The following is a 5,585-nucleotide window of genomic DNA, read 5'->3' as shown; positions in this document are numbered from 1 at the left end:
GATGGAATCGGAACGGGGCTCTAGATTCTTGTTTTGACGCGTTTTCTTGACGCGAACCGGTATCCACTTCGCTCGAAAACGCTCTAATCGGCGGCCGCCTGCGCGGGGACGATCTTGCCGATCATCGTCTCGATCTCGGTCTTCACCAGATCCGGCACCGCGTTCTGCACCATGTGGCCAAGATCGGGCAGCGCAATCAGCTTTGCATTCGGAACCATCGCGGCAAATGGACGCGCGTGGATGCTGGTCGACACGGTCTTGTCGGGCTCGCCAGCGATGATCGTGACCGGCGCTTTGATCTCGCCGTAGCGCGCCGCTTGCGCAGCGACGGCCTCCTTCAGCGTCACCAGATCATAGGCATTGGCGATGAACTCGCGCGGGCGCAGCAGCAGCGGTGTCGCGGAATCCTGCACGAAACCGTCCGGCATCATCTGCGGCAGGAACACGTCGCGCGCGCCGGGCTCGGTCAGGAAATAGCCGAGCGGCAGCGTGATGGTGTAGGCCAGCAGCGGGCCGATCAATGGCGTTGCGATGATCTCGTTGTAGCGGCCGACGCCGCCGCGCCAGGGGTGGGTGACGGGCGCGAGCATCACGAGGCCGGCGACGCGGCCGGGATGATCGAGCGCAATTCGCGCGCCGAGCGCGCCGCTCCAGGAATGCACGACGAAGACCGCGCGATCGATCCCGAGCTTGCCGAGCGCCTGATCGATCATCCGAGCCTGGATCCGCGGCGTCGAATCCTGCCGCCGCGCGCGTGTGCTCCAGCCATGGCCGGGACGATCGAACAGGATGACGCGATGGTTTTTGGCGAGGAGATCGCCGAGCGGCTGCCGCATCGCTTCGAGATTGGAGCTCGCGCCGTGCAGCATCACGATCGGCAGGCCCGAATCGCGCGGACCAATGTCGACGACGTGAAGTGACGCGCCGTCGACATCGATCATCCGCCCCTGAGGCGGAAAAGCGCGCTGCACGGCGACGACGCCGGCCTGCGTGACCAACGCCAGCACAACCAGCGCCGCCACAATTGACATCACGATCATGGAGAGAGTCCGGGAAATCCAGGGCGCATTGCAGTTACGGGTCTTGGAGGCGGCAGTTTCGCTCCGCCAGCTTCAGCACTTCCAGGGGAATCCCGGGGCTGTGGATATGTGCAAAATTGCCAAACCAAAAAATTCAATGAAATCAATACACTTACCCAACGACACGCAAGCCTCGAAACAGCTTCATGCGGTCGTCATCGCGGAGTCCATATAATCGCCATGGTCGGTTCCGCCATTTAGACGCGGGTGGGCGCCGATCCTCCTCGCAGCCTCACGGGATGCGGGAAGGCCGGTAGGATTTGTCCTGATTTGAACCGGAGAATTTTCGATGAGCTTCAGATCCAACGACACCGCGATCGACGAGATCGTCGCGAGCTGCAACGGCGATCTACGCGGTGCCGTGCGAGCGCTGCTCCTGATCAACGAGCATCTCGAGGCGGAGCTTGCAAGGGCTTACGCGGCAGCCGCCGATCAGGGCCTCGCCGAGCGCGGCGGCAGCGCCCTGCACTAGCGCTCAGGTGGACAGCTAGTTCGAGCTGTCCTCGTCCTTTTCGTCGTCGGGCGTAACCGCCGGGCAGGCGCGGATCGTCGAGCGGGCAAGCTTGGCATCGGCCTTCGATTTGTAGGGGCCGTCGCCGAACCAGATGTCACCGTTGATCACGGGATTGCTGGTGACGATGTTGCATTTCCCGCTGGCGCGGTTGCCGACCACCCAGAACAGTCCGTCGGCCAGGCTCACCGTTCCCGACGCCAGCAGCAAGCTACCTGCAAGGATCAAACGCTTCATGGCTGTGCTCCTGCCATGAAGGTAGGCCTGCGGCCGTGCCACCAATACCCCTTGTGACGCGGCGCGTATCATCGTGGTTAATCCGCCTCCGCAGCACTCGCTCGATAAATGATCGACTTGTCCCTAATTTGCTTGAGCGCGATCTTACCGGAAAACCGCTCCACGCCTTGCGCTAGAGCCGTTTCCGTTCCGATAGAATCGGAACGGGGCTCTAGATTCTTGTTTTGACGCGTTTTCTTTACGCGAACCGGTATCCACTTCGCTCGAGACGCGGCCCTTCGGGTCGGGATCGCGCTCTAAATATCGCGGCCTTCGACCTTCTCGGTCAGCGCCTTGACCTGCTCGGGGATCTTGTCGAGGTGCGGATTGACGGCGAGCGCCTTGCGATAGGCCGCGAGCGCGCGCTTCTCGTCGCCGACCTCCTGCATGATCATGCCTAGGCCTGCGAGCGCGCCGAAATGGCGGGGCTCACGGATCAGCACCTGCTGGATGTCGGCGAGCGAGCGGCCATAGTCGTTCTGCATGTAATAAAGCGTGGCGCGCCGGTTCCAGGCCTCGATGTAATCGGGCCTGAGCTTGATGATCGCATCCAGCAGCTTGATCGCGATGTCGATCTTCTGTGCGTCGACCGCGGTCCTAGCGCGCTCCATCAGCAGCGCCGCAGTGTCGCTCGGGGTCTGGAGCCAGATCGCCCAGATCCGCGCCTCGACATGCTTGGCGCTGATCTCGTCCGGCGCCGCCTTCAGCGCGCCGAACAGGAAATCGAGATTCTTGGTGCGATCGACCTTGGGCAGCTTGGCTGGCGCCTCGGGAAGCTTCTTCTGCTGCTTGCCAGGCGGAGCCGGCGCATCATCCTGCGCCAGGGCCGGAGCAAGGCCTACGGTTCCCAGCACAAGGGCCAGACATAGGGTGCGTGCAAAAGGGAATCTCACAGCCATGATCAAAGTCTAAACGCGTAAAGCCGCCCTTGCAAAGCAGGGGCGGCGTCAAACTCGTGTGAGACCGTGGTCTTGCGGGGCGCGCGCGAGGCGTCCGGCAGGGCGAAATCAGCCCTGACGAGCCTTGAAGCGGCGCTGCACCTTGTTGATCACATAGACCCGGCCCTTGCGGCGGACCAGGCGGTTGGCGCGATGGCGACCGCGCAGCGACTTCAGCGAGTTACGGACCTTCATGGCAGAATCCTGAACGTTCGAAAGGCCGTGTTCGGCACTACCGTTTCGGCACGCGCGAATGTGGCAAAATGAGATTTTTCCCGCCGGCGGACGACCGCCCGGGACGGGGCGGTTCTTAAGGCATGGGGGGACCGGATGTCAATGCAAACGGGCCATTCCCGCGCATTAACCTCGGGATAGGCCTGAAACGGACCCTTCGGCGCCGCCGACTTCGGCCGGCCGCCAGCCGAGCCTTGCTAAATTCGTTATATGATATAATCAATTTGGCAACCCGTCGGGAGGAAACCAATGCCGAAATTGAAGCTGCCCAACATCGACGACGTCGTAGCGATCGACATCCACACCCACGCCGAGGAGCCCTGCGGCTGCCATCCCGACGACGGCTATGACGACTTCCAGGCCCAGATGGCGGAGTACTTCAAGTCGCCGAACAAGCATCCGCCGACCGTGCCGGAGACCGCGGCGTACTACCGCTCCAAGAACATCGCCGCCGTGATCTTTCCGGTCGACGCCGAGCGCGAGACCGGCTTCCGCCGCTACAACAATTACGAGATGCTGGAGGTCGCCTCCGACCATCTCGACGTCCTCATCCCCTTCGTCTCGATCGACCCGCACAAGGGCAAGCTCGGCGCGCGCGAGGCGCGTAAGCTGATCGAGGAATACGGCGTCCGCGGCTTCAAATTCCACCCGACCATGCAGGGCTTCTACGCCAACGACCGCATGGCCTATCCGCTCTACGAAGAGATCACCAATGGCGGCGCGATCGCGCTGTTCCATACCGGCCAGACCGGCGTCGGCTCGGGCATGCCGGGCGGCATGGGGATGCGGCTGAAATATTCCAACCCGATGTACATGGATGACGTGGCGGCGGATTTCCCCGACCTCAAGATCATCCTCGCCCACCCCTCCTTCCCCTGGCAGGAGGAGGCGCTGTCGGTCGCGACCCACAAGCCGAACGTCTATATCGACCTGTCGGGCTGGTCGCCGAAATATTTCCCGCCGATCCTGGTCCGCTACATCAACTCGATTCTTCAGGATAAGATGCTGTTCGGCTCGGACTGGCCGGTGATCACGCCGGACCGCTGGCTGTCGGACTTCGCCAAGATCGACATCCGCGACGAGATCCGGCCGAAGGTGCTCAAGGCCAACGCGCGCAAGCTGCTGGGAATCTAGCCAAGGATCCTACCAAGTGATCTAGCAAAGAGGTCAGCGTGACGATCAAAGCCGTCGTCTTCGACGCCTACGGGACGCTCTACGACATCCAGTCGGTCGCGGAGATCACCGAGGATGCGTTCCCCGGCTACGGCGAGATCATCACGCAAGTGTGGCGGATCAAGCAGCTCGAATACACCTGGTTGCGCTCGCTGATGCAGCGCTACCAGGATTTTGCCGCCGTCACGCGCGACTCGCTTGCCTATTCGCTGCGCGTGCTTGGACTCGCCTACGAGAGCGAAGCGTTCGAGCGCGTGATCGAGAAATATCTGCATCTCGATCTCTATCCGGATGCGGCGGCAGCGCTTGCGGCGCTGAAGCCGCGCAAGCTTGCCATTCTCTCCAATGGCAGCCCGGACATGCTCAACGCACTTGTCCGCAACTCCGGCTTCGATCGCCTGCTCGACGCCACCATCAGCGTCGATGCGAAGAAGATCTTCAAGCCGAGCCCAGAGGCCTACGAACTGATCGGCGAGGTGCTCGGCACCGCGCCGGATGAGGTGCTGTTCGTCTCCTCAAATCCCTGGGACGTGGCGGGCGCAAAGGCGTTCGGGCTGAACGTCGCCTGGATCGAGCGGGTGACGCCCGAGGCGATGGCGCTGACTTGCGTCGAGAACGAACTCGTGGCACCGCTGACCATGTTCAAGGCGATCCGGACCCAGATGGACGAGCTTGGCTTCGCGCCGGATCACCGTGTCCGCACCCTCTCCGAGTTGCCCGCGATCGCCGCCCGCGTGTAAGTCTGGAATGAGCTGTTCTGAATGAGCCTGGCATCCGTTCGCGCCTTCTTCGCCGAGAAAGCCCCCGACATATCCGTCATCGAATCCCCGATCAGCTCCGCGACAGTGACGCTGGCCGCCGAAGCCTATGGCGTCGAGCCTGGCCGGATCGCCAAGACGCTGTCGTTGCGGATCGGCGAACGCGTTATCCTGATCGTCGCCGCCGGCACCTCGCGCATGGACAACAAGAAGGTCAAGGCGGCGTTCGGCGGCAAGCCGAAGATGCTGGGGCTGGAAGAGGTCGCCGAGATCACCGGCCACGAGGTCGGCGGCGTCTGCCCGTTCGGGCTGAAGTCGCCGCTGCCAGTCTATTGCGACGTGTCGCTGAAGGCGTTTGACGTGGTGGTGCCGGCCGCAGGCTCGACCCATAGCGCGGTGCGGATCGCGCCCGACCGCATGGCCGAGCTCGTCTCGGCCGAATGGATCGACGTCTGCGAGCACCGCCCCTGAAGCGCGCTGCGATGATGATAAATCGTCATCGCGCTTTCGGTTGTTGTTTGAGCATGATCTCCGCGCAAACGCGTTCCGCGTTTGTCGCGAGGGAAAACCGCTGCGCACGTTTAGGGATCATGTCTGGGCGGCACTAATCATCTCC

The 5,585-nt window shown here is 62.6% G+C and carries 8 protein-coding genes; 4 read left to right on the top strand and 4 right to left on the bottom strand.

The window, feature by feature from the left end:
- Window positions 1-83: 83 nt before the first annotated feature.
- A complete protein-coding gene (locus tag AC630_RS32115; protein WP_074122462.1) occupies window positions 84-1,040 on the bottom strand; it encodes an alpha/beta fold hydrolase in 957 nt (318 codons plus the stop codon).
- Window positions 1,041-1,368: 328 nt separating this feature from the next.
- Between AC630_RS32115 and AC630_RS32105 the strand changes: the two genes are divergently transcribed.
- The gene (locus AC630_RS32105) at window positions 1,369-1,551 is read left to right on the top strand and encodes a hypothetical protein (RefSeq protein ID WP_074122460.1); all 183 of its coding nucleotides are present in this window, start codon (window positions 1,369-1,371) and stop codon (window positions 1,549-1,551) included.
- A gap of 15 nt (window positions 1,552-1,566) precedes the next feature.
- Here the strand turns inward: AC630_RS32105 and AC630_RS32100 are convergent, their stop codons facing one another.
- From AC630_RS32100 to ykgO, 3 genes are all read right to left on the bottom strand, one after another.
- Window positions 1,567-1,827 carry a hypothetical protein gene (locus tag AC630_RS32100; RefSeq protein ID WP_074122459.1) on the bottom strand — a complete coding sequence of 87 codons (261 nt, stop codon included), beginning with the start codon at window positions 1,825-1,827 and terminating at the stop codon, window positions 1,567-1,569.
- A 296-nt stretch (window positions 1,828-2,123) separates the two neighbouring features.
- A complete protein-coding gene (locus AC630_RS32095) occupies window positions 2,124-2,765 on the bottom strand; it encodes a tetratricopeptide repeat protein (RefSeq protein WP_074122458.1) in 642 nt (213 codons plus the stop codon).
- Window positions 2,766-2,873: 108 nt separating this feature from the next.
- On the bottom strand, window positions 2,874-2,999 hold the full coding sequence (gene ykgO, locus AC630_RS32090; protein ID WP_006611362.1) for a type B 50S ribosomal protein L36: 126 nt from the start codon (window positions 2,997-2,999) through the stop codon (window positions 2,874-2,876).
- A 288-nt stretch (window positions 3,000-3,287) separates the two neighbouring features.
- Here ykgO and AC630_RS32085 point away from each other — a divergent pair, with 288 nt between their 5' ends.
- Genes AC630_RS32085 through AC630_RS32075 form a run of 3 tightly spaced genes read left to right on the top strand, consistent with a single transcriptional unit; the run spans window position 3,288 to window position 5,440 of the window.
- Window positions 3,288-4,172: an amidohydrolase family protein gene (locus AC630_RS32085; RefSeq protein WP_074122457.1), complete on the top strand. Its 885-nt coding sequence runs from the start codon at window positions 3,288-3,290 to the stop codon at window positions 4,170-4,172.
- 38 nt (window positions 4,173-4,210) lie between these two features.
- Window positions 4,211-4,951, top strand: coding sequence for a haloacid dehalogenase type II (locus AC630_RS32080; protein WP_074122456.1), 741 nt, complete (start codon window positions 4,211-4,213; stop codon window positions 4,949-4,951).
- Between the two features lie 21 nt (window positions 4,952-4,972).
- Window positions 4,973-5,440: a YbaK/EbsC family protein gene (locus AC630_RS32075; protein WP_074122455.1), complete on the top strand. Its 468-nt coding sequence runs from the start codon at window positions 4,973-4,975 to the stop codon at window positions 5,438-5,440.
- Window positions 5,441-5,585 lie beyond the last annotated feature (145 nt).

This window comes from Bradyrhizobium sp. AS23.2 (assembly GCF_001908185.1).
Taxonomy (GTDB): Bacteria; Pseudomonadota; Alphaproteobacteria; order Rhizobiales; family Xanthobacteraceae; genus Bradyrhizobium.
This window is presented reverse-complemented; position numbering and strand designations above follow the sequence as displayed.

What these genes read in the sequence shown, in the direction of transcription:
- AC630_RS32115 (WP_074122462.1), bottom strand. Translation starts at nt 1,040, where the DNA reads ATGATCGTGATGTCAATTGTGGCGGCGCTGGTTGTGCTGGCGTTGGTC.
- AC630_RS32105 (WP_074122460.1), top strand. Translation starts at nt 1,369, where the DNA reads ATGAGCTTCAGATCCAACGACACCGCGATCGACGAGATCGTCGCGAGC.
- AC630_RS32100 (WP_074122459.1), bottom strand. Translation starts at nt 1,827, where the DNA reads ATGAAGCGTTTGATCCTTGCAGGTAGCTTGCTGCTGGCGTCGGGAACG.
- AC630_RS32095 (WP_074122458.1), bottom strand. Translation starts at nt 2,765, where the DNA reads ATGGCTGTGAGATTCCCTTTTGCACGCACCCTATGTCTGGCCCTTGTG.
- ykgO (WP_006611362.1), bottom strand. Translation starts at nt 2,999, where the DNA reads ATGAAGGTCCGTAACTCGCTGAAGTCGCTGCGCGGTCGCCATCGCGCC.
- AC630_RS32085 (WP_074122457.1), top strand. Translation starts at nt 3,288, where the DNA reads ATGCCGAAATTGAAGCTGCCCAACATCGACGACGTCGTAGCGATCGAC.
- AC630_RS32075 (WP_074122455.1), top strand. Translation starts at nt 4,973, where the DNA reads ATGAGCCTGGCATCCGTTCGCGCCTTCTTCGCCGAGAAAGCCCCCGAC.